Here is a 719-nt window from a genome sequence, read left to right on the forward strand (position 1 = left end):
CGGGCAGGGTCGGGGTGCCGGTGGTCGGCGTGCCGCTCGGGAGGAGGCCGGTGCCGGAGCCGGGTGTGGCGTCCGTCTCGGTGGGCTGTGGTGTCGTCTCGACCTGACCGGCGGGCTTGTCCTCCTGGCCGGGGACGGGCATCCAGGGGGCGTCGGAGTTGCCGGACAGCAGCGTGGCGACCATGACGACGGCGTAGCCGGCGCAGGCGAGGCCGACGGCCAGGCCGATGCGGCGGTAGAGCCGGCTGCGGCGGCCGGACTCGTCGACGAACACGGGTCCGGCGGTGTCCTGTACGCCGCCCGCCCGGTGACTCGGCGCCCGGCGCAGTTCGAGGCCTTCCCCTATCTGCACGGAGTCGAGCTGGACCGTCACCTCGTGCGGGTCGTGGGTGGCCTCGGCGGAGCCGCCGGCCTCCTCCTGCCAGGGGTCACGGACGGGGGCGCGGGAGGCCGTCGGGGCGCCGGAGTCCGAGGACGGGCGCAGGAAATCGGTCGGGGCGCCGGAGTCCGAGGACGGGCGCAGGAAATCGGTCGGGGCGTCGGCTGCTCCGGGGGCTGACGGCGAGCGCCCGGAGACCGCCGGGAAGACGGCGGTCCTGGCGTCGGACGACGGGCGTCGGGCGGCCGGCGGGGAGCCGGTCGCGCCTCGGTCGCCCGAGGGGCGCGCTCCGCCCGGTCGGGAGGAGGGGGCTGCCGGCTCGGTGCCGGGGGCGCCGCCC

General features: G+C 77.9%; 1 pseudogene. It reads right to left on the reverse strand.

Going from position 1 to position 719, the window contains the following annotated elements:
- Positions 1-523, reverse strand: a pseudogene (locus B7767_RS45550) (hypothetical protein); the annotation flags it as partial.
- Between the last annotated feature and the right edge of the window lie 196 nt (positions 524-719).

The organism is Streptomyces sp. 13-12-16, assembly GCF_002114215.1.
Classification (GTDB): domain Bacteria; phylum Actinomycetota; class Actinomycetes; order Streptomycetales; family Streptomycetaceae; genus Streptomyces.